Below are 22,101 nucleotides of genomic sequence, written 5' to 3' on the forward strand. Positions count from 1 at the left end.
AGCGGTTCAGAGTTGCCTGGACGCCCACAAGTCGAGGCGGCTGTCGCGCAACTCGCAAATCGACTTCAGCCGTTCTTTTTCGACGAAACGGACCATTCCGGAAAGAATACGGCCTGGCAGTGAAGGCCCGGCATAGATCATGCCGGTGTAGAGCTGGACCAGATCAGCACCCGCACGGATCTTGTCCAGCGCCGTATCGGCGGAATCGACGCCGCCGACGCCGATGATGGCGCGGTCCGGTCCGAGCAGTTTGCGCATCTTCGCCAGCACGATGGTCGAACGCTCGAACAGCGGCTTGCCGGAGAGTCCCCCGGTCTCGCGCGCGGTGTCGCCGCTGCGCAGCGGCGGCCGGGAGATGGTGGTGTTGGAGACGATGACGCCGTCGATCCGCTTCTCGGTGACCTCGGCGGCGATGTCCTCCAGCTCGGCCTCGACCAGATCCGGCGCGATCTTCAGGAACACCGGCGGCTGCGCCGTTCCCGTGGCGCGCGCGGCCATGACCCGCGACAAGAGTTCGCCGAGCTGCTCGCGCGCCTGCATGTTGCGCAGGCCCGGCGTGTTGGGCGAGGAGATGTTGACGGTGAGATAGCTGGCGTATTGCGCAAACCGGGCGACACCGCGCTCATAGTCGCCGATTCGGTCGCTGCTGTCCTTGTTGGCGCCGATGTTGACGCCGACGATGCCGGAGCGGCCCTTACGTGCGGCAAGGCGCTTTTCGGCCGCTGCATGGCCTTCATTGTTGAAGCCCAGCCGGTTGATCACCGCATCGTCGGCAGTCAGCCGGAAAATACGCGGCTTCGGATTGCCGGTTTGCGGCAGCGGCGTGATCGTGCCGACCTCGGCGAAGCCGAAACCCAGCCCAAGCAGCGCGTCGGGCACCTCGGCGTTCTTGTCATAGCCGGCCGCCATGCCGAGCGGATTGGGGAAATCGAGGCCGCAGACGCTGACCTTCAGCCTGTCGTCGCGGACCGCCGGCGCACCAACCGGAACGCCGCATCGCAAGGCGGCGATTGACAGGCCATGCGCCGTTTCCGGATCGAAGGCGAACAGCAGCTTCTGGCCGAGCCGGTCGAGCACGCTCATTGCCCCTCCAGTGCCGGGAACTGGTGCACACCATCGGCGCCAAGCGGCAGTGGTCGGACCGACAGCACTGCTTTCAGGTCCAGAACGTCGTAGAGATGCGGAAACAGTTCGCCGCCGCGCGAGACCTCGTATCTCAGCGCGGCGCCCAGGCCGGCGCCGTCGACGGCGACCAACAAAAGGTCTGTCTGGCCGGCAAAGTGCTTTGCCGCCGTTTCCCTGACCTGTGCTGCCGTGGAGAAGTGGATGAAGCCGTCGGCGACATCGATCGGCGCGCCGGTGAAGCGGCCATGCGTTTCGGCCTCGCGCCATGGCGCTTGCGGGGTTATCTTGTAGATAATCTGAGACATGGTTGCGCTATAGAGCAGTTCCAGGAAAAGTGTGAAACGGTTTTCCCGGGAAAAGCGCATAGCGCTTTCCCTTGGGAATTGCGTCAAGAAGATTCCGAACCAGCCATTCGGGAAAGGCCATGCCAAGGGTCTTCCCCATTTCCGGCGCAAACATGCGATATCTGAGGCCTTGGCCATGGAGGACAACATGCGTCTGCAGCACATCTTGATCCCCGCCGCGCTCGTTTCGCTGATCGCGGCTTCAGCTTACTCGGAAGAAACCGACCGCTACCGGCTGGAAAAGTCCGATAACGGCTTTGTCCGTATCGATACGCAGACCGGCGCCATGTCGATTTGCGAGGAGCGTTCGGGCCAGCTCGTCTGCAAGATGGCGGCCGACGAACGCGCTGCTTTCCAGGACGAGGTCGACCGCCTGCAAACCTCGATGAAGGCGATGGACGAGCGCGTCACCAAGCTCGAGAATTCGCTCTCCGCCCGCCTCGAATCGAAACTGCCGAGCGAGGAGGATTTCAACAAGACGATGGGCTACATGGAGCGCTTCCTTCGCGGCTTCATGGGCATCGTCAGGGATATGGACAAGGACAACGGCGCCCAGCCCAATTCGCAGAAGACCTGAGCGCTTCAACCAAGGGAAAACGCGGGGCGCTGGCTTTGCCGCTTGAAAACAGCGCGCCGCCCCGCATAATCGCCCACTGATCCCGAAAAAGCTAAACCCATAGGGGATTCGGGGAGGGACATTTGCCGGCAGGCTATTCTTTCGTCATCGCCGACGATCACCCGCTGTTTCGCGGTGCGCTGCGCGAAGCGCTCGCCGGCATCGGCAACGTCGCCGCCATCCACGAAGCCGGCGATTTCGAGAGCGCCAAGGCGCTGGTCGTGGCCAACGAGGACGTCGATCTGGTGCTGCTCGACCTGTCGATGCCGGGCGCCAGCGGGCTCTCCGGCCTGGTCTCGCTGCGCGGCATCCATCCGGCGGTGCCGCTGGTCGTGGTGTCGGCCCACGACGATCCGGCGACCATCAGGCGGGCGCTCGACCTCGGCGCTTCCGGCTTTATCTCCAAATCGGCCAGCATGGAGGAGATCCGCAGCGCCGTGCAATCGGTGCTTGCCGGCGACATCGCAGCACCAGCCGGCGTCGATCTCGGCATCGAGCGCGATCCCGAAATATCGGACCTTATCAAGCGGCTGCAGGCTTTGACGCCGCAGCAGACACGGGTGCTCGGCATGCTGGCCGAGGGCCTGCTCAACAAGCAGATCGCCTATGAACTCGGCGTCTCCGAGGCTACCATCAAGGCGCATGTCTCCGCCATCCTGCAGAAGCTCGGCGTCGACAGCCGCACGCAGGCGGTGATCCTGCTGTCCAAGATCGGAAGCGACCCGCTGCAGCCGGCGGGTTGATCGCCAGGGCGCCTGTTCAATCAGAATAGTGTTCAATCAGAGCACTGAACCTCCGTCCGCCGCATCGGCCGGCCGTTGAAGCTTGCGAAACTGATGGCGGCCATGATCCAGACGCCGATCCCGCCATAGAGCATGACCCAGCCAAAGCCGTTGCGCAGCGCATCCTGGGCGACGGTCCCGGCGGGCCCGGAGATGGGATTTCCAGCAGCGATAGCTTCGGCGAGAAGACGCAATTGGGCAGCGTCGAGGTCGGGCAGCGCATGCCCCAGATGCGCCAGCACACCGCTGGCCAGGATGAAGCCCATCACCGCGATGTTCAACGCCAATGAAACCATGCGCGCGCTCATGTCGATGCCGGAGGCCATGCCGGCGCGATCGCTCGAAACGGAACCCGTCGTCGTGTTGGTGACAGGTGTGTTGGTTATTCCCAGACCCATCCCCGCGATCAGGCAGCCGGGCAGCATCGTCAGCCAGTCCGGTTGCGCGGCGGCGCTGCCGAACTTCATCAGGATGAACCCGACGCCGATGATGACGAGGCCCGCCGGAATGATGATGCCGGGCCGATAACGCAGCGAAAAGCGCTCTGCCAACGGCGGCAGCACAAGCGTCGGCAGCGTGTAGGCAAGCAGGGCAAGGCCGGTGGAGACGGTGTCATAGCCGAGCCCGGCGTGGAACCAGATCGGCAGGTAGATCATGAAAGGCCAATAGCTGAGGTTCATCGCGGCCGAGCCGACGATGGCGCCCGAAAAGGGTCGGATCCGGAAGACCGAGAAGTCGAACATCGGCCGCTGGCTGACCTTCTCGGCGATGAGGAAGGCGATGAAGCTCACTATCGAGATGCCGAGGATCGCCAGCGCGGTTGGGCTGGAGAAACCCAGATCCGGCCCCTGGATGATGTAGAAGACGAGACAGAAGACCGACGGTGACAGCGTCAGGATGCCCGCTATGTCGAGCTTGCCCGCCTGCGGGTCCTTCGATTCGTGGACGCCCATCAGAGCGAGGGCGAATGCCAGCGCAGCAACCGGCACGTGGACAAGAAATACCCATTGCCAGCTCGAGACCGCGACGATGCCGCCGCCGATGATGGGGCCGAAGCCGAGGCCGATGCCGAAGATGACGCCCCACCAGCCCCACGCGACGGCGCGTTCGCGCCCTTCCCGGAATTCATGCGACAGCACGGCAAGCTGGCAGATCAGCATCGCACCGCCGCTCAGGCCCTGCAGAAACCGGGCGACAATGAGCGTGGAGACGCTTTCGGCGACGCCGCAAATCAGTGATGTCAGGCCGAAGGCGGCGATGGCGACCAGAAAGATACGCTTGCGCCCGTAACGATCGGCGATCGTGCCGACCGCCATCAGCACCGTCGTGACCGCGATCGTATAGGCGTTCATCACCCATTGCAGTTGCTTGAAGTCGGCGTGCAGCATCTGCTCCAGTGTCGGCAGGATCGTGGGAACGCTTGAAATCTCCAGGCCGAACATCAGGCACGCCAGGCAGGCGGCAAACAGAACGATGATGCCTCGGCGGGTCAATACAGTGGGCATGATTCAACCTTTCGAACGTATTTGTCGGCAATCGGCGAATCCATTGCAGCTCGCCCAGCGCGCGTACGGCCCAGGGTAGGCGAAGCTTGATCATTTTAGAATTGCATGGTTGGCTATTTCAGAGACAACAAGTGCGGATAGCTGACATGACGCTGGACGTAGACGCTGTGAAAACATTCGTCGCCATCGCCGATCTTCAGAGCTTTACGCGTGCGGCCGAGGCTCTTGGCAGCACGCAAGGGGCGATCAGCGTGAAGCTGAAGCGGCTGGAAGAGCGCGTTGGCCAGAAATTGATCGAGCGCACGCCTCGGCTGGTTCGCTTGTCCGCGCAGGGCGCGGTGTTTCTCCAGCCCGCACGCGACTTCCTCGCGGCACACGATCGCGCCATTGCCAGCCTGTCTTCGGTGCGCCGCCGCTTCACACTGGGCATCGCCACCCATGTCGGAGGCGCGGAAGTCCCGACATTGCTGGCGCGGCTCAATGCGCATGACCCGGCGCTCACCATCGAAGTGCGGCTCGATGATTCACACGACCTGCTGGACGCTTTTGATCGCGGTGAGATCGACGCGGCGATCATCCGCCGGGAGGACGACCGGCGCGATGGTGAAGTGCTGGCGCCCGAACATTTCGGCTGGTACGCCGCGCCCGACTTCATCCACCGGGCCGACGAGCCGCTGCGCCTGGCGGCATCCTCGCCATCATGCGGTATCCGCAACATCACGACCCGCGCGCTCGACGCTGTCGGAATACCGTGGACGGAGGTGTTCCTCGGCTGCGGCTCCTTCGCCGTTGCCGAAGCTGTCTCGGCCGGCCTCGCAGCCTCGGTATTTTCCTGCCGGCTTGCCCCATCCGGCACCATCGAGGTCAGCCGGAAATTCGGGCTTCCGGCGCTGCCGCCTTCCGAGATCGTGCTGCTTTCGACGCTGACGGACGCCAAGTCCCGCGAGGCGCTGAGGACGCTTGCAATGGCCTTTCGCGAGCATCGTCCGCCTGTGGCGGGCAATGCCGGACGGCCCCGGTTCCGCAGTTCCCAGATGGTCGACGGCCTGGCCTAGAGCAATTCTAGGAAAAGTGTGAAGCGGTTTTCCGTCTAGAATTGGGTTAAAACAAAGAGTTAGAGCAGAACGCCGTTTCCATGAAACGGTGAAATGCTCTAGGACACCACCCTCGGACACCAGGGCTGAGACCGGCCGCCCTTGATGCTATTCGGCCGCCGGTGCTAGCGGCCTGACCCTGGCCATCATCGAGCGCAGTACCGCTGGTTTGAGCGGTTTGTTGATCACCGCAATCTCGAGCCCGCCGGCGGCCGTGCGCACCTCGTTGGAGCGGTCGGCGGTGACCAGCACGGCCGGCAGGTTGTCGCCATGGGTCGCGCGCAGCCTGACGACGAGTTCGAGACCGGTTTCGCCGTCGAGATGGTAGTCGGCAAGAACGATGTCCGGGCGGTGTATCTTCGCGGTCTCCAGATCCTTTGAACCGGCCACGGTGTCGACGTTGCAACCCCAGCCTTCGAGCAGGAGCCGCATGCCTTCGAGGATGCGGGCGTCGTTGTCGATGCACAGCACGTGCAACCCGGCCAGCGAAGCCGTCGCGCGGGCAGGAGCCCTGGTTTCGATCTCGCGCCGCGGCTCCTGCACGGCCGCCACGGGCAGGATGACGGAGAAGCGCGTGCCCTTGCCAGGGGTGGAAAAGATCCGGATCTCCAGGCGCAGCACCCGGGCGATGCGGTCGACGATGGAGAGGCCGAGACCGAGGCCTTCGGCCTCGCGCGCGCCCTCGTCGAGCCGGGTGAATTCGCGAAAGACGGTGTTCAGCTTGTCGCCGGCGATGCCGATGCCGGTGTCGATCACCTGGATCTCGGCCAGTTCGCCGCGCCGCCTGACGCCAACCAGCACACGGCCGTGGCGCGTGTATTTGATGGCGTTGGAAACGAGGTTCTGGATCAGGCGGCGCAGCAGATTGCGGTCCGTCGTCACTGTCAGCGATGACGGCATGATGGTCAGCGCGAGCTTCTTTTCGGCGGCGAGCGGCCGGAAGTCGTTGCCGATCTGGCGCAGCAATCCGTCGAGGTTGAAGGCGGTATCGTCCGGCTTCATTGCGCCGGCATCGAGGCGGGAGATGTCGAGCACGGCGCCGAGAATCGTCTCGACCGATTCCAGCGAGGATTCGATGTTGACGGCCGCCTTGCCGGCAGGCCCCTTGCCGGCCTTCTCGATCAGCGAGGAGCAATAGAGCCGGGCGGCGTTCAGCGGCTGCAGGATGTCGTGGCCGGCGGCGGCGAGGAAGCGCGTCTTGCCGAGATTGGCCTCCTCGGCCAGCATCTGCGCCTGCGCCAGCTCCTCATTGACCCGGGTCAGTTCGATGGTGCGGGTCTTGACGCGCTGTTCCAGCGATTCATTAGCACGCTTCAGCGCCAGATCCTGTTCCACGCGCCCGGAAATGTCGGCATAGGTGGCGACGATGCCGCCGTCCGGCATCGGGTTGGAGCGCAGTTCCAGGATGCGGCCCGAGGTTTTCAGCTCCATCTGCCATGGGCTGACGAAACTGGTCAGCCGGTTGAGCATGGCCACACGCTGATCGGCGGGGATGTCGCCGCGTTCGGCGAGATGGCGCAGGATGCGGTCGAGCGAGACGCCGACCTGGCCCATCTCGTCGGGCAGGTCGAACAGCGCCCGATATTGGCGGTTCCAGCAGATCAGGCGGAAATCGCGATCGAAGACGGTGATGCCCTGTTCCATCTGGTCGAGCGCGATCTGCAACAGGTCGCGGTTGTGCTGCAGCGCCTCGGTGGCGTCGTCGAGCAAGCGGAAGGCATCCCTGGATTCGCGGTCGTGGCGGCGAAACAGCAGCGACAGGATCAGGCGTGCCGAGGAGGAGCCGACGGCGCTGGCCAGCAATTGCTCGGAAAAGCGGATGACGTCCATGCTCGCCTGCTCGTTGCCGTGCAGCGAGGTTCCGTTGGTCTTTTCGAACGACTGGAAAGAGCGCTCGGTGCGCTCGACGCCGAGATAGCGCCCGATCGTGTCCTTGAGGTCGTTGACGGTGATGGCGGTGCGGAAGCGGCGCAGGCTTGGCATCGGGCCGGCATCGCGCGGCACGAAGATCGACGCCTGTATGCGTTCCAGCGGCACCGATGCGCGCGACAGCGAACCGAGCACAAAGAACACCGCGTTGATCGACAGGCTCCACAACACGCCGTGGTTCAGCGGTTCGGCGACTGTGCCGAACAATGCCTGCGGCCGCAGCGCCTCGAAGCCGAACAGCCCGTGCACGATGATGCCGGTATCGGGTGCGGCAAGCGATGGAAACAGCAGCGTGTAGCCCCAGACGAGGATGCCAGCGATCATGCCGAGTGCCGCACCCCGGCCGTTGGCCCCGCGCCAGATCAGCCCGCCGATCAGGGCGGGCGCGAACTGCGCGATGGCCGCGAACGACATCAGGCCGATCGAGGAAAGCCGCGCGCTGTCGGTGCTCTCGCGATAATAGAGGAAGGCGATGAACAAGAGGATGAAGATCGCCCCGCGCCGCACATTGAGGATCAGCGTCGACCAGTCCTCGGTCTCGGAGGTCGAGGTCTTGAGCAGGCGGCGCACGAACAGCGGAATGACGAGGTCGTTGGAGATCATGATCGACAGCGCCACGCTTTCGACGATCACCATCGCCGTCGCCGCCGACAGGCCGCCGATGAAAGCCGCCATCGCCAGCACATCATGACCGCTGAACAGGGGCAGCGACAGCACGTAGAGATCGCTGCTGGTTCCGGTGCCGACCAGCGAAAGGCCGGCGAAGGCGATCGGCAGCACGAACAGGTTGATCGCCACGAGGTAGAGTGGAAACACCCATGTCGCGGTGCGCAGTTCGGCCTCGCCGCGGTTCTCGACGATGGTGACGTAGAACTGCCGCGGCAGCATGATGATGGCAAAACCGCTGAGGCACGTCAGCACCAGCCAGGTGGCGAGCGAAGTGTTGTAGCTCATCGCCTGTCGAACCTGGGCGTTCTCAGCGAGCTTGTCGAACATGTCGCCCGGGCCGCCGAAGATCAGGAAGGTGACCATCAGGCCGATCGCCAGGAAGGCGGCGAGCTTGACGACGGTTTCGACCGCCACCGCCAGCACCAGCCCATCCTGGTGTTCGGTGGCGTCGGCGTGACGGGTTCCAAACAGCACCGCGAACAGCGCCAGGAGCATGGCGACGACCAGAGAGATGTCGCTGACGAAGGGATCGAACGAAGGCGGCGATCCCGTATAGTGCTCGACCATCAGGCTGACCGAACCGGAGATCGCCTTCAACTGCAGTGCGATATAGGGCACCGCGCCGATGGTGGCGATCAGCGTGGCGATCGCCGCGACGGTGAAACTCTTGCCGTAGCGTGCGCCGAGGAAATCCGCGATCGAGGTGATCTTCTCGGTCTTGGCCAGCCGCACGATGCGGTTGAGCAGCGGGAAGCCGAACACGAAGACGAGCACCGGGCCCGTATAGATGCCGAGGAATTCGAGGCCGCGTTCGGAAGAGAGACCGACCGAGCCGAAGAAAGTCCAGGATGTGCAGTAGATTGCCAGGCTGAGCGCGTAGATGAAGGGCCGCCCCCGGCTCGGCTCGGAAATGGCCGAGCGGCGGTCGCCGAGGCTGGCGATGGCAAACAGCAGCGTCACATAGGCGACCGCGATGATGACGATGAACAAGCCCTGCACGCTTGGACTTTCCTCCTCTGCCGCCTTTTTATCCGGCTTGCCCGGACGCAATCACAGCTTGGCGTCGGAGTCCATTGCGGCTTTGGAAGCATGATCGCGACCGCGATATTCAGACAGTACAAGCAAGGTGCCGTCAGGTAAGAAGAAAGCGGTTGTTTTCTCCCTTTTATCGATGTTGCAACCGGAGGTTTTTGTTATGTTGCCTCAGGTCGATGCCGCAAGGACGGAAACGGCAGCTTGGCCAGTCACGACAAGGAGGGTCGAATGCTGAAAGAATTCCAGGAATTCATTTCCAAGGGCAATGTGATGGACCTTGCGGTCGGCGTCATCATCGGCGCGGCCTTCGGCAAGATCGTCGATTCCCTTGTCAACGACATCATCATGCCGATCGTCGGTGCGATTTTCGGCGGATTGGACTTCAACAACTATTTCTTCGGATTGTCCTCAGCCGTCAACGCGACCTCGCTGGCCGATGCCAAGAAGCAGGGCGCGGTCTTTGCCTATGGCAGCTTCATCACCGTGGCGCTGAACTTCCTCATTCTCGCGTTCATCATCTTCCTGATGGTCAAGGCGGTGAACAACATGCGCAGGCGGCTTGAGCGCGAGAAGCCCGCTGCTCCGGCCGCTCCGCCGCCCGCCGATGTCGCTCTGCTCACCGAAATTCGCGATCTGCTCGCCAGGCGCTGACCGCGGCTGGCATTTGCTGGACCAAAACCCCGGTCGTTCGCGGCCGGGGTTTTCTGTTTTCGCATCTGGTATGGACCGCTGACGAAAACCGCAGACCAAAACGGACCCGCCAATGACCCTGATCGACAGCTTGCGCCCTGAGGCCCGTGCGGCACCCGAAAGCGGCATTGTCGCCGTCGTCAATTACGGCCGCCTGCGCGAAGGCATGATTCCGCTCTGGGCCGGCGAGGGCGACCTGCCGACGCCAGCCTTCATCACCGATGCCGCGTCGAAGGCGATGGCCGGCGGCGAGACATTCTACACCTGGCAAAGGGGCATCCCCGATCTCAGGCAGGCGCTCTCCCGCTACTATGCCAGGCATTTCGGCAAGACCTTCCCGGAGGAAGAATTCATCGTCACCGGCTCCGGCATGCATGCCATCCAGCTGGCGCTCGACGCGCTCGCCGGCGTGGGCGACGAGGTGGTTTATCTGTCGCCGGCCTGGCCGAATTTCGATGCCGCGGCAGCGATAGCGGGAGCCATTCCAGTCGCGGTCACGCTCGATCATTCCGGCAATGGCTGGTCCTGCGACGTCGAGAAGATCGCGGCTTCGATCACGCCGCGCACAAAGGCGCTGTTCATCAACACGCCGTCGAATCCGACCGGCTGGACCGCCGATCATGAGACCTTGCAGGCCATCCTCGATCTAGCGCGCGCGAAAAACCTCTGGATCATCGCCGACGAGATCTATTCGCTTTTCCACTATGGCCACGGCCGCGCGCCGTCCTTCCTCGACATCGCGTCGGCGGAAGACCGCATCCTGTACGTCAATTCCTTCTCCAAGAACTGGGCGATGACCGGCTGGCGCGTCGGCTGGATCAAGACGCATCCGAGCTTGCAGCAGGTGTTCGAGAACCTGATCCAGTATTCGAACTCCGGCGTCGCCCAGTTCATGCAGCGCGGCGCGGCCGCCGCGCTTGACGGGGGCGATGCCTTCGTTGCCGAACAGGTGGAGCGGGCGCGCAAGGCGCGTGACCTTGTCTGCGGCATCCTCGGTGCCACGGATCGTGCTCGGTTCACCGTGCCGCAGGGCGCGTTCTATCTGTTTTTCACTGTCGACGGCATCACCGATTCACGCACCGCTGCCTTCGACATTGTCGACAAGGCCAATGTCGGCCTGGCGCCAGGCACCGCTTTCGGCCCCGGCGGCGAGGCGTTTTTGCGGTTGTGTTTCCACCGCCGCCTCGACCAGATCGAGGAAGCGGCGCACCGGCTGGCAAATTGGATGAAGGCTATTTGAGCCGCCGACGAAGCGCGGATTGAAAATCGCTCCGGCGAGCCAGATAGCCGCCGGAGCCGAGTTTCAAACGGCTTCAGCCGCCTGACTTGGGCACCAGCAGGGGAATGATGCGGTCGCTCTTGGCCACCGAAGGCCGCCCGGCGGAGCCATAGGGGATGCCAAGCGCATCCCAGGTCTCGACCAGCGCATCCTGCAATTCGGCGATCAGCGCATCGGAATGGAACGGCGTCGGCGTGATGCGCAGCCGCTCGGTGCCGCGCGGCACGGTCGGGTAGTTGATCGGCTGGATGTAGATGCCGTGCACGCCGAGCAGGCGGTCGCTGGCCATCTTGCAGGCCTCCGGATCGCCGACCAGCAGCGGCACGATGTGGGTCGGCGAGTCCATCACCGGCAGGCCGGCGGCCGACAGGATCTGCTTGGTTCGGCTCGCTTGCTGCTGCTGGGCGTCGCGCTCGGCCCGCGAGCGCTTGAGATGGCGGATCGACGCGGTCGCGGCGGCCGCGATCGCCGGCGGCAGTGCCGTGGTGAAGATGAAGCCCGGCGCATAGGAGCGTACGGCGTCGATCACGGCGCTGGTGCCGGTGATGTAGCCGCCCAGCGTGCCGAACGCCTTGGCGAGCGTGCCTTCGATGATGTCGATGCGGTCGGCCAGGCCTTCGCGCTCGGTGATGCCGCCGCCGCGCGGCCCGTACATGCCGACGGCATGGACCTCGTCGATATAGGTCATGGCGTTGTAGCGCTCGGCGAGCTCGACGATCTCTCTGATCGGCGCGATGTCGCCATCCATCGAATAGACGCTTTCGAAGACGATCAGCTTGGCGCGTTCGCGCCCCGCCGCCTGCAAAAGGCTTTCCAGATGCGCCACGTCGTTGTGGCGGAAGATCTTCTTCTCGGCGCCGGAACGCCGCACGCCTTCGATCATCGAGGCGTGGTTCAATTCGTCCGAGATGATCAGGCAGTTGGGCAAAAGCTTCGCGATGGTCGAGATCGAGGCTTCGTTGGAGACGAAACCGGAGGTGAAGACCAGTGCCGCTTCCTTGTCGTGCAGGTCGGCAAGCTCCACCTCGAGCTCGACCAGCGGGTTCGAGGTGCCGGAAATGTTGCGGGTGCCGCCGGCGCCCGAACCCATCTTGCCTGCCGTGTTCTGGAAAGCGGCGATGACGTCGGGATGCTGGCCCATGCCGAGATAGTCGTTGGAGCACCAGACGGTGATTTCCTCGGCGCGGCCATTGGAACGCCAGATGGCGCGCGGGAACTTGCCCGCGATGCGCTCCAGGTCGGCGAAAACGCGGTAGCGACGCTCGGCATGGAGCTGGTCGATCGCTTCCTCGAAGAACCGCTGATAGTTCATGTCGACTTCCCAATTTTTGCGCGGGATCATAATCATTGGCCTGTTGGTCGTCCACCTGGCCTTTTTGGTCAAAATGCCACGCCCCGGACCTGTTCCTAACGACCACGGATCGTGGCCTATTCCCTTGATGTGGATCAACTTTGTTTCAGGACAATGCCACTGGCCGGCGAGGCCGGTTACCACGGGTTCCAATGGTCATGCGGCGGGCTTTCCAGTAGAGCGGGGGTTGAGACAGTTTCCGATAAATCTTGGATAAGCGAGGACGCGGATGACGGTTTTGGTTACAGGCGGCGCCGGTTACATCGGCAGCCATATGGTCTGGGAGCTGCTGGATGCCGGCGAAAGCGTGGTCGTTCTCGACCGTCTTTCCACCGGTTTCGAATGGGCGGTGGCGCCCGAGGCAAGGCTGGTTGTCGGTGATGTTGCCGACAGGGAATTGGTCGGCGGGGTCATCAGGGAGAACAAGGTCGACGCGATCATTCATTTCGCCGGCTCGATCGTGGTTCCGGAATCGGTCGCCGACCCGCTCAGCTACTATGAGAACAACACCTCGAAGACGCGCACGCTGATCGAAACCGCGGTGCGCGAAGGCGTGCCCAATTTCATCTTTTCCTCGACCGCCGCCGTCTATGGCGGAGCCGGCCTGGAGCCGGTGCGCGAGGACGCCCGCCTGTCGCCGGAATCGCCCTATGGCCTGTCCAAGCTGATGAGTGAGTGGATGCTGCGCGACGCGTCGATCGCGCATGGCCTGCGCTATACCGCGCTGCGCTACTTCAACGTCGCCGGCGCCGACCCGAAGGGCCGCACCGGCCAGTCGACGCCGGGCGCCACTCATCTGATCAAGGTTGCCTGCGAGACGGCACTTGGCAAGCGGCCGTTCATGCAGGTGTTCGGCACCGATTATCCGACGCCGGACGGCACCTGCATGCGCGACTACATCCATGTCAGCGACCTGGCGGCGGCGCATCGCCTGGCCTTGCAGCGGCTGCGTGCCGGGGGCACCAGCCTCGTCGCCAATTGCGGCTACAGCCATGGCTATTCGGTGCTCGAGGTCATCGACAGCGTGCGCCGCGCCTTTGGTCATGATTTCGAGGTGAAGATGGGCGACCGTCGCCCTGGCGATGCCGCGGCGGTGGTTGCCAATTCGGATCTCGCCCGCGCCGAGCTCGGCTGGACCCCGCAACGCGACAATCTCGACCAGATCGTCGCCGACGCGCTCGCCTGGGAGCGCATCCTGACCGGCAAGAACTCCGCGCGCGGCTGAACCGGGTTCTCCCAAGGGCTCGCAAGGCGGGCAGCGAAGCGCTATTGAAGGCATTCGCGGCAAGGCGCGGAGGCGCCGCGCCGCGAGGAGCTCTTGGGGGATGGCATGAAAATAACGGTGCTCGGGGCCGGTGTCGTCGGTACGGCGGCCGCCTATTATCTGGCCAGCGACGGCCATGAGGTGACAGTGATCGAGCGCCATCCGGCGGCGGCACAAGGCACCAGCCAGTCCAATGCCGGCCTGGTGTCACCGGGTGACGCCACCGCCTGGGCCTCGCCGGCGGCTTTGAAGACCTTCCTGCGCGGGCTCTACAACCATGATCTCGGCATCAAGGTCAGGCTGCGCCTCGATCCCTATTTCCTCGCCTGGAGCCTGCGTTTCCTGCGCCAGTGCACGGTGGCGCGCCTGCGCGCCAACACCGACATCAAGCTCAGGCTCGCGCTCTATTCGCGCGACTGCATCAATGCGCTTTCGGAAGCCACCGGCATCCACTACGACGAGCGCAAGAAGGGCATTCTCTATTTCTTCCGCTCGCAAAAGAGCCTCGACACCGGTACCGACAATTACCGTTATCTTGCCAAGCACGGTCTGCCGATCGAAATCGTCGGCCGCGACCGGCTGGTCGAGCTGGAACCAGGCCTTGCCGGCGTCAAGGACAAGATTGCCGGTGGCGTCTATTCGCCAACCGACCAGACCGGAGATTCCAAGCAGTTTGTCGACAGGCTGGCCGCCTATGCTGCCGAGAAACTCGGCGTCAAATTCCTGTTCGGCACGACAGTCGAAGGCCTCGACATCGAGGGCGATCATGTGCGCGCGGTGTTGACGTCGGCCGGCCCGGTCGCCGGCGATGCCGTGGTCATCTCGATGGGACCGGAGAGCGGCCTGCTCGGGCGCCGCTATGGCATCGACCTGCCTGTCTATCCGGTAAAAGGCTATACCGCGACGATTCCCTTGGAGGACGAAAGCAAGGGACCGACCATGGGCGGAGCCGACGAGGACCGGCTGATCGGCTATTCCAGGCTGGGCAACCGCTTGCGGATGTCCTCGACGGCTGAATTCACCGGCTTCGACCGAACTTTCAAGCCCGCCGATTTCAAGACGATCATCAGCACCGGCAAGGATCTTTTCCCGGGTGCCTTCGACGAGAAGAAGGCTGTGTTCTGGGCGGGCCTGCGGCCGATGATGCCCAACTCGGTGCCGGTCATCGGCCAGGCGCGCTACAAGAACCTCTATCTCGACACCGGCCACGGCCATGTCGGCTGGACCATGGCCTGCGGCTCCGGCAAATTCCTTGCCGATCTCGTTGCCGGCCGCAAGCCGGAGATCGACCCGCAAGGGCTGGTTTACGGAGGCTAGAAATGTCGGGGCCGCAAGTCGCTATCGACCTTGGCCGCATCGAGCGCAATGCGCGCACCATCGTCGAGCGCTGCGCGCTCTCGGGCATCAAGGTGTTCGGCGTCACCAAGGGCGCCTGCGGCATGCCGCAAGTGGCGCGCGCCATGCTGCGCGGCGGTGTCGCCGGCATCGCCGAATCGCGCTTCGAGAACATCCGCCGGCTGCGCGACAGCGGCATCAACGCGCCGATCATGCTGTTGCGCAGCCCGCCGATGGCGCGGGTCGAGGAGGTGGTACGCACCGTCGACATCAGCCTGCAGTCGGAACTCGCCACCATCCGCGAGATTTCGCGCATCGCCGAGCGCATGGGCCGCGTCCACGACATCATGCTGATGATCGATCTCGGCGATCTGCGCGAAGGCATCTGGCCGAACGACCTGATCCCGACGGTCGAGCAGATACTGCAGTTCAAGGGCGTTCGCATTGCCGGCATCGGCACCAATCTCGGCTGTTTCGGCGCCATCATGCCGACGCCGGAAAATCTCGGCCAACTCGTCGCCCATGCCTACAAGACCGAGCGCCTGTCCGGCAGAAGCCTCGACGTGATCTCCGGCGGTGCCTCGTCGTCGCTGCCGCTGCTGCTCGAAGGCAGACTGCCGGCCGGCATCAACAATCTGCGGGTCGGCGAGGCGATCCTGCAGGGCGGCGTCGAGACCTTCCGCGACACGCCGTGGGCGGAGCTCGAACCCGATGCCTGCCGGCTGACCAGCGACATCATCGAGGTCAAGCTCAAGCCGTCACGGCCGATCGGCCAATCCGGCTATGACGCCTTCGGCAACCAGCCGGTCTTCCCCGACGAGGGCGACAGGCTGCGCGCCATCGCCAATATCGGCCGCGAGGACGTGCTGGTCGAGGGGCTGACGCCGATCGCCAAGGGGATACGGGTGCTGGGCGCCTCCAGCGATCATCTGCTACTCGACGTCGCCGATGCCGATCCGAGGCCCTCCGTCGGCGACCGCGTCGCCTTCCGCATGAGCTATGGCGCCATGCTTTTGGCAATGACTTCGGAATATGTCGAGAAGGCCCCGATGCACGACGTCGAGGATTTTTCCGGTCGCAAGATGGTGCAGATCACGGCCGGGCAGGGAGCTGCCGGCATCCTGGCCCGGGAAGGCACCGGCGCGCGGCTGGAAGCGATGAACTTCGACGTGGTGGAACTCGCCGATGTCGAGAGGCCGCCATCGGGGCTGGTCCGCCTCATCGCAGGCGCCGACCGGCGCATCGCCCACAAGGCGCTGACCGCGACGGCGCGCGCGACACATTCCTTCGGCCTGATCTGGATCGATTCCATCGCCGCCCTGATGCCGGAGGACGAGGAGGGCATCGACCTGCCGGAAGGCTCGGTGCTGGCGCGCACTCTCGGCCTCGACCACAAGGCGGGTGCGCTGCAGCCGCAGCTGTCGCCGGAAAATGTCGTCATCGTCGGCTTGCGTCACGCCGATCCGGCCGAAGCGCGGGTGCTGAAGGATTCGCGCGTGTCGGCATTCACCATGACCGATATCGACGCCATGGGCATGCGCGACCTGATGCATGAGGCGATACGCATCGCCACCTCTGGTACGCAAGGCTTTCACGTCAGCTATTCGCCGACCGCGACCGAATTCGCCGGCTGGGCTGCGGGCTCCGGCGGGCTGACCGTGCGCGAGACGCATCAGGCGATGGAGGCGATCGCACTCTCCGGCGGGCTGCTGTCGATGGATGTGTCGGGCCTGACGGCGGATCTGGAGCCGCGGATCGGCACCGACGCGGTCAACTTCGTCATGTCGGCCTTCGGCAAGCGGATTCTTTGATCAGCCCTGCACGTCCACTGCCGCGCGCCATGCGCTGGCATAATCAACCCAGGCCGGGTCTACAGGCGGTTCTATTCTTTCGCCCTTGCCGTGCGTCGCCGGCTGATCGGATGCCAGCAGCGCCGCGCCGATGCTGGTGCCGGTGGCGGCCTCGGACGCAACCACGGCGCGCGCCGTGGCTGCCGCCAGCATGCCGACAAAGAGCCGGTTACGGGCAAAGGGGCCTTCGACCGTGGTCGGACCGTCCGCGCCGATCAGGTCGAGGCAGGTCGCCGTCATCAACGCCAGATAGAACGAGATGGCGGCAAAGCGCTGGCCGCTGTTCATGCCGTCAGCGTTGAGCCATGCCGCGGTCTGATGCGGGAACGGCCCAGACCCTTGCTGGGTCGACGGCAGCAGCAGCATCTTTCGCGCCAGCACGGCGCCGACATCATTCTCGGTCCACTGCTCCGGCTGGTCCTTGGTCAGCACGGAAAACTCGCGGCCGCCCATGAAGCGCGCAGAGGGAACGGGATTGCCGAGTGCGTTGACATTGACCAGTGTGTCGCGCGCGGCATCCAGCGCAATCTGTTTGCCGCCGACCGCCATCGACACCACCCAGGTGCCGGTCGAGACCACGGAGAAAGGTGGTTTGTCGGACAGCAGATGCGGCAGCAGCGAGGCGTTGGAATCATGCAGGCCGCAGAACACCGGCGTTTGCGCACCGAGTCCGGTTCGCACCGCAACGATGGGCAGGATAGGGCCGAGACGATCCCTGGCTGGCCGCACCGGCGCCATCAGGCTCCGCCACTCCAAGCCGTCGACCAACGATGAAAAATCCGCCGTCCACGGGTTCCACAGATCGGTGTGGCAGCCGAGCGAGGTGACCTCGTTGGCGGCGATGCCGGTCAGGCGAAGCGCCCAGTATTGCGGGTACATCAGCATCGCGGCGGCCCTGGCGAATTCGGCCGGGAAGTTTTTCTGCTGCCAGAAGAATTGCGCACCGAGATTGAGGCCGAGCGGCAGGCGCGGCGTGCCGGTCTCGGCGAAAGGCGGGCGGATCGCGTCATAATCCGCTGCCAGCCTGTCGGGGCCATCGAACTCATAGTCGAGGACCGGCAGCACCAGTTCACCCGCCGCGTCGACCAGCACGCCCGTCGCGCCGTGGGTGGTGATCGAAATGGCGTCGATGCGCTGTTCGTGGTTGAGGCCGGCAAGGCTTTCGAGGATGAATGCCCACAAGGCCTCGACATCGTGGTGCGGGTAGGGCGCCTGTCGCACCGGCGCATTGGACGTGCGGCGCAGCGCCACCTCGCTCAACGTCGCGAGGTCGACCAGCGCCACCTTGGCGTTGGTCTTGCCGATGTCGATGACGGCGATGTGGCGCATCGCACTCATGCCATGTGGAACATTGTTTCCAGCGGCACGGCCACCGGCTCGTTGTCCGGTCTGGTTTCCATGATGTCGGCCATTTCAGCCCACCAGCGCTGCATCACCGGATATCCGGGCAATTCGCCCATGCCGTGGTCGTCTCGCCGCCACAGCACACCGAACAGGATATTGGTCTCCTCGTCGAGATGGATGGAATAATCGGAGACGCCGGCCTGCTTCAGCAGCGCGACCAGTGACGGCCAGATCTCGTCATGGCGCTTCTTGTACTCGGCCTTCATGCCCGGCTTGAGCTTCATTTTGAACGCGTATTTCTGCGGCATCAGCGCCCTCCGCGGAGCCGCCGCCAAACGATCGGCAAGGCGATGACGATGATCAGCAGCAGGCCGATGAAGATCGACATGACGATGCCGGGCACATTGAGCAGGCCGAGCCCGAAGGTCACCAGCCCCATGATGAAGGCGGCCAGCACGACGCCAACAATACTGCCGGCGCCGCCGAGGATGCTGACGCCGCCGAGCACCACCATGGTGATGACTTCCAGCTCGTAGCCCTGCGCGATCGAGGGCCGCGTCGAGCCGAGGCGCGAGGTGATCAGCACTGAGGCGATGCCCGACATCAGCCCGGTCAGGCAAAACAGGATGAACTTGGTGCGGCCGACGCGCACGCCGGAAAATTGCGCAGCGACCGGATTGTTGCCGATGGCAAAGACGCGGCGGCCGAAACTCGTGCGGTGCAGCAGGAACCAGTAAACGACGGCCGCGATGAGGAAGAGCACCAGTTCGAACGACACCACCCACCAGACATAGCCCTGGCCGAAGAAGGCGAAGTTTGAGGGATAGCCCTTGTAGGCCTGGTCGCCGAGGATGATGAAGGCGATGCCGCGAAACAGGCTCATCGTGCCGATGGTGACGACGATGGAGGGCAGGCCGAGCCTTGTCACCAGCAGACCGTTGAAGGCGCCGCAGCCGAGCCCGACGACGATGCCGATCGCCACCAGCACCGGCGTGCCGGCGCCGGCCTGCACCGCCATGCCCATCATCGTCGACGCCAGCGCAATAATGGCGGCCACCGACAGGTCGATCTCGCCCGAGATGATCAGCAGCGCCATGGCGAAGGCGATCAGGCCTTTCTCGGTGAAATTGAAGGTCAGATCGGACAGCGAATAAGGGTCGAGGAAATAGGGCGAGGCGAAGCTGTTGATGGCGAAGATGGCGACGGCCACCACGACTAGCAGCGCTTCCCAGGAAAAGATCGCCGAACGAAGCGGCTTGTCGAGCCGGTCGGGAATGTGGCGCGGAGCAGGGATGTCGGTCACGCCTCCACCTTTCTGAGGATGATGCGGCCTTGCCGGCGTTCGCCGCGCGCATTGAGCACGACGGCCAGGATGATGGCGCTGCCCGAAATCGCCATCTGCCAGAAGGGCGAGATGTTGATGACCGGCAAGGCGTTGGAGATGATGCCGAGGAACAGTGCGCCGAGCACCGCGCCGCCGACCGAGCCGATGCCGCCGGCGATCGAGATGCCGCCGATGACGCAGGCGGCGATGATGTTGAGCTCATAGCCGTTGGCGACCTCGACCGACGCGATCACATAGCGCGAGATCCAGAGATAGCCTGACAGGCCGCCGATCATGCCGGAGATGCAGAAGACGATGAACTTCGTCCGGCCGACATCGATGCCGGCATAGACCGAAGCCGTCGGGTTGACGCCGATGGCATAGATCGAGCGGCCGAGCGCGGTGCGTGTCATCAAGATAAAGAACAGCGCGATGACCAGGATGGCGATCCAGGACAGCACCGGAATGCCGAGAAAGGCCGCGCGCTGAAAGCCGATGAAATCCGGGCTCATCTTGTCGGCATTGACCCAGGCGCCGCCGGACAGGACGAAGGTGGCGCCGCGATAGATGGTCAGCGTGCCCAATGTCACCACGATCGAAGGGATGTTCAGCCGCCAGACCAAAAGGCCGTTGATGACGCCGAGCACCAGACCGACGGCCAGCGCAATGACGATCAGCAGCGGGATCGGGATCGCCGGATGCGCGGCGTTCAGCATCGCCACCACCATGCCGGTGAAGCAGAGGTTGGACGCCATCGACAGATCGATCGACCGGGTCAGGATGACCACCATCTGGCCGAGCGCCAGGATCATCAGGATCGAGGTGTCGTTGAACACCTGACGCAGATTGCCGGGGTCGGCAAAGGCCGGGAAACGCGTCGAAATCAGGCCGATCAGCACGACGATGGCCGCCAACAGCCAGATTTCACGGTATTTGAGGAAAGCCTTCATGCCGCGATCCCCGCTGCCGTCCGAACCAGCGTCTCGGCGTCCAACCCCTTGTTGTCGTAGACCGCCGCGACGAGCCCCTCGCGCATGACCACGACGCGGTCGGACATGCCGAGGATTTCGGGCAGCTCGGAGGACACCATGATCACCGACAGCCCTTGCGCCACCAACTCGGCCATGAAGCCGTGCACGGCGGCCTTCGAGCCGATGTCGATGCCCTTGGTCGGCTCGTCCAGGATGATCACCTTGGGCGACGTCGCCAGCCATTTGGCGATGACGATCTTCTGCTGGTTGCCGCCCGACAGCGTGCCGACGTCCTGGCTTAGCGAGGAGGCCCTGAGGTCGAGCCGCTCAGTGTAGGAGCGGGCCAGATCGAACTCTTCCGCCAGCCGCAGCAGGCCGGACTTCGACGTGCGCTTGAGCGAAGGCAGCGAGACGTTCTGGAAGATCGGCAGGCCGATCACCACGCCTTGCTTGCCGCGTTCCTCCGGCACGTAGACGATGCCGGCATCGATCGAATCCGCCGCCGATTTCGGCGCGAGCGTCTTGCCTTCCAGCGTGATCGTGCCGGCTGATGTGCGGGTGATGCCCGATATCGCCTGCATTACCTCGCTGCGGCCGGCGCCGACCAGGCCGTAGAAGCCGAGGATCTCGCCCTTGTGCAGTTCGAAGCCGATGTCGTTGAATTCGGTCGGATGCGACAGGCCGGAAACGGAGAGCACCGGCGCGCCGATCTCGGCCTTGCGCTGCGGGAAGATGTGATCGACCGCGCGGCCAACCATCAGGCGCACGATCTGGCTCTGGCCGGCATCCGTGATCAGGCCTTCGCCGACCATCTCGCCATCGCGGAACACCGTGTAGCGGTCGGCGATACGGTAGATCTCGTCGAACTTGTGGCTGATGAACAGGATCGCCTTGCCGTCGCTCTTGAGGAACTCGATCAGCAAAAAGAGCTCCTCGATCTCCTTCATCGAAAGCGCGGCGGTCGGCTCGTCCATGATGACGATCTGCGCGTCGATCGACATGGCGCGCGCGACGGCGACCAGATGCTTGTTGGCGATGCCGAGGTCCTTCAGGCGCGCATCGGCGTCGATATGGCCGGCATGCATGGTGTCGAGCACTTCGCGCGCATTTTTGCGCATCGTGCGCCAGTCGATGGTGCGCAAACGCGTGCGCGGCGCGTGGCCGAGAAAGATGTTTTCGGCGACCGTCAAATCGTCGAACAGCACGGTTTCCTGATGGATGGCAGTAACGCCATAGCCGAAGGCGGCATGCGCGCTGGGCAGGGTGACTGCCTGGCCGTCGATGCTGATGGTACCCTCGTCGGGCTGGTAGATGCCGGTCATGATCTTGACCAGCGTCGACTTGCCGGCGCCGTTTTCGCCGATCAGCGCCGTCACCTGGCCGGGGTAGAGCGACAGGCTGACATTGTGCAGCGCGCGCACGCCGGGAAAGCTCTTGGAGATGCCGGACAGCGTCAGGCGTGGAGCCGAGGCTAGAGGCTGCTCCTTCACCGTGCCGGGTTGGGCTGTCGTGTCCATAGTCGTATCAAGCCCTGAAACAAGGTCCGTTTAAAGTCGCGGCGGGACGTGAGCTCCGCCGCGACAGCTTGAGAGCG

18 protein-coding genes are annotated in these 22,101 nt (G+C 64.0%); 8 read left to right on the forward strand and 10 right to left on the reverse strand.

Annotated features, from left to right (window positions below):
* Positions 1-6 precede the first annotated feature (6 nt).
* Both NKI21_RS20745 and NKI21_RS20750 read right to left on the reverse strand, forming a co-directional pair.
* Positions 7-1,083, reverse strand: a complete 1,077-nt coding sequence (locus NKI21_RS20745) for a quinone-dependent dihydroorotate dehydrogenase (protein WP_352867014.1) — start codon at positions 1,081-1,083, stop codon at positions 7-9.
* Complete coding sequence (locus tag NKI21_RS20750; RefSeq protein ID WP_352554146.1) at positions 1,080-1,430, reverse strand: DUF952 domain-containing protein; 351 nt, start codon at positions 1,428-1,430, stop codon at positions 1,080-1,082. Before NKI21_RS20750 ends, NKI21_RS20745 begins: the two co-directional genes overlap by 4 nt.
* Before the next feature lie 187 nt (positions 1,431-1,617).
* Here NKI21_RS20750 and NKI21_RS20755 point away from each other — a divergent pair, with 187 nt between their 5' ends.
* Together NKI21_RS20755 and NKI21_RS20760 are read left to right on the forward strand one after the other, a co-directional pair.
* Positions 1,618-2,046 carry a hypothetical protein gene (locus NKI21_RS20755; protein ID WP_023813892.1) on the forward strand — a complete coding sequence of 143 codons (429 nt, stop codon included), beginning with the start codon at positions 1,618-1,620 and terminating at the stop codon, positions 2,044-2,046.
* A 122-nt stretch (positions 2,047-2,168) separates the two neighbouring features.
* Positions 2,169-2,828 (forward strand): response regulator transcription factor, encoded by a 660-nt coding sequence (locus NKI21_RS20760; protein WP_023813893.1) that lies wholly within the window; start codon positions 2,169-2,171, stop codon positions 2,826-2,828.
* A gap of 32 nt (positions 2,829-2,860) precedes the next feature.
* Here NKI21_RS20760 and NKI21_RS20765 read toward each other — a convergent pair whose 3' ends face one another.
* Positions 2,861-4,372: an MFS transporter gene (locus NKI21_RS20765; RefSeq protein WP_352441468.1), complete on the reverse strand. Its 1,512-nt coding sequence runs from the start codon at positions 4,370-4,372 to the stop codon at positions 2,861-2,863.
* A gap of 146 nt (positions 4,373-4,518) precedes the next feature.
* Between NKI21_RS20765 and NKI21_RS20770 the strand changes: the two genes are divergently transcribed.
* Entirely contained in the window at positions 4,519-5,427 is a 909-nt protein-coding gene (locus NKI21_RS20770) for a LysR family transcriptional regulator (RefSeq protein ID WP_023813895.1), read from the forward strand.
* A gap of 147 nt (positions 5,428-5,574) precedes the next feature.
* Here the strand turns inward: NKI21_RS20770 and NKI21_RS20775 are convergent, their stop codons facing one another.
* Positions 5,575-9,063, reverse strand: a complete 3,489-nt coding sequence (locus NKI21_RS20775; RefSeq protein ID WP_352441467.1) for a PAS domain-containing hybrid sensor histidine kinase/response regulator — start codon at positions 9,061-9,063, stop codon at positions 5,575-5,577.
* A 264-nt stretch (positions 9,064-9,327) separates the two neighbouring features.
* Between NKI21_RS20775 and mscL the strand changes: the two genes are divergently transcribed.
* Together mscL and NKI21_RS20785 are read left to right on the forward strand one after the other, a co-directional pair.
* Positions 9,328-9,750, forward strand: a complete 423-nt coding sequence (gene mscL, locus NKI21_RS20780) for a large conductance mechanosensitive channel protein MscL (protein WP_023813897.1) — start codon at positions 9,328-9,330, stop codon at positions 9,748-9,750.
* A gap of 112 nt (positions 9,751-9,862) precedes the next feature.
* A complete protein-coding gene (locus NKI21_RS20785) occupies positions 9,863-11,029 on the forward strand; it encodes a pyridoxal phosphate-dependent aminotransferase (RefSeq protein WP_352441466.1) in 1,167 nt (388 codons plus the stop codon).
* A gap of 73 nt (positions 11,030-11,102) precedes the next feature.
* Here NKI21_RS20785 and hemA read toward each other — a convergent pair whose 3' ends face one another.
* Positions 11,103-12,380, reverse strand: coding sequence for a 5-aminolevulinate synthase (gene hemA / locus NKI21_RS20790; RefSeq protein ID WP_352441465.1), 1,278 nt, complete (start codon positions 12,378-12,380; stop codon positions 11,103-11,105).
* A gap of 268 nt (positions 12,381-12,648) precedes the next feature.
* On the opposite strand from hemA, the gene galE reads away from it, so the two are divergent.
* The 3 genes from galE (at position 12,649) to NKI21_RS20805 (ending at position 16,829) form a co-directional block, all read left to right on the forward strand.
* Complete coding sequence (gene galE / locus NKI21_RS20795; RefSeq protein WP_352441464.1) at positions 12,649-13,644, forward strand: UDP-glucose 4-epimerase GalE; 996 nt, start codon at positions 12,649-12,651, stop codon at positions 13,642-13,644.
* 105 nt (positions 13,645-13,749) lie between these two features.
* Complete coding sequence (locus tag NKI21_RS20800; protein ID WP_352441463.1) at positions 13,750-15,000, forward strand: D-amino acid dehydrogenase; 1,251 nt, start codon at positions 13,750-13,752, stop codon at positions 14,998-15,000.
* A gap of 2 nt (positions 15,001-15,002) precedes the next feature.
* Positions 15,003-16,829 (forward strand): alanine racemase, encoded by a 1,827-nt coding sequence (locus NKI21_RS20805; protein ID WP_352441462.1) that lies wholly within the window; start codon positions 15,003-15,005, stop codon positions 16,827-16,829.
* Here NKI21_RS20805 and NKI21_RS20810 read toward each other — a convergent pair whose 3' ends face one another.
* Genes NKI21_RS20810 through NKI21_RS20830 form a run of 5 tightly spaced genes read right to left on the reverse strand, consistent with a single transcriptional unit; the run spans position 16,830 to position 22,024 of the window.
* The gene (locus tag NKI21_RS20810; RefSeq protein ID WP_352441461.1) at positions 16,830-18,206 is read right to left on the reverse strand and encodes an FGGY-family carbohydrate kinase; all 1,377 of its coding nucleotides are present in this window, start codon (positions 18,204-18,206) and stop codon (positions 16,830-16,832) included.
* Complete coding sequence (gene rhaM / locus NKI21_RS20815; RefSeq protein ID WP_352441460.1) at positions 18,203-18,520, reverse strand: L-rhamnose mutarotase; 318 nt, start codon at positions 18,518-18,520, stop codon at positions 18,203-18,205. Before rhaM ends, NKI21_RS20810 begins: the two co-directional genes overlap by 4 nt.
* Entirely contained in the window at positions 18,520-19,515 is a 996-nt protein-coding gene (locus NKI21_RS20820) for an ABC transporter permease (RefSeq protein ID WP_352441459.1), read from the reverse strand. The genes rhaM and NKI21_RS20820 overlap by 1 nt, the downstream gene beginning before the upstream one ends.
* Positions 19,512-20,486: an ABC transporter permease gene (locus tag NKI21_RS20825; RefSeq protein WP_352441458.1), complete on the reverse strand. Its 975-nt coding sequence runs from the start codon at positions 20,484-20,486 to the stop codon at positions 19,512-19,514. Before NKI21_RS20825 ends, NKI21_RS20820 begins: the two co-directional genes overlap by 4 nt.
* Entirely contained in the window at positions 20,483-22,024 is a 1,542-nt protein-coding gene (locus tag NKI21_RS20830) for a sugar ABC transporter ATP-binding protein (protein ID WP_352441457.1), read from the reverse strand. The genes NKI21_RS20825 and NKI21_RS20830 overlap by 4 nt, the downstream gene beginning before the upstream one ends.
* Between the last annotated feature and the right edge of the window lie 77 nt (positions 22,025-22,101).

The organism is Mesorhizobium sp. M0715, from assembly GCF_040320355.1.
Classification (GTDB): Bacteria; Pseudomonadota; Alphaproteobacteria; order Rhizobiales; family Rhizobiaceae; genus Mesorhizobium.